General features: G+C 42.0%; 1 protein-coding gene. It reads right to left on the minus strand.

Annotated features, from left to right (window positions below; translation table 11 throughout):
* A partial coding sequence (locus tag OD355_RS13830; RefSeq protein WP_263039086.1) for a helix-turn-helix domain-containing protein occupies window positions 1-491 on the minus strand: 491 nt, incomplete at its 3' end.
* Window positions 492-552: the final 61 nt, after the last annotated feature.

The raw sequence follows: 552 nt of genomic DNA on the forward strand, positions 1-552 counted from the left end.
TAACCGGGGTGGTGCGTTTCAATTTCACCTCTACTTTGCTGCTCTTCTTTTTTCTTTTCCAATGCCGCTACCTGTGCGTCAGTAAGAACCAGCCTATCTTGTTGCACTTTGGCTTCCAGGGCTTTTAAACGCTTTTGGAAAGTCTCCAGGTCATGACGTAACCAAACACTCCTGACTGTCGAAGGAGCCACTATATGCCCCCTTTTAACTAACTCGTTACTCACACGTTGCTGGCCATGAGCCGGTTGCTCTGTGGCATAAGCCACAACTATGTCTTCCAACTCCTTGTCGATACGGTTCTTTAACAAGGGCTTACTACGGCTTATCTCCTTTAAAGCCATCTCGCCTCCTTCTTCGTACAGCTTTTGGAAACGATAAAAACTATCTCTGGAATACCCCATTACTTTACAGGCTTCAGATACATTACCAAGCTTCTCGGCCAGTTTTAATAACCCTAACTTGGGTTGAATTAACTTCTTTTGTGTTGTCATCTTAATCTGAGTTTTTAATTAACAAATTTATCAATTGTCAGATTAAGTTTTGTCTATTACA

Origin of the sequence: Haoranjiania flava (assembly GCF_025631005.1) — a bacterium.
GTDB lineage: Bacteria > Bacteroidota > Bacteroidia > Chitinophagales > Chitinophagaceae > Haoranjiania > Haoranjiania flava.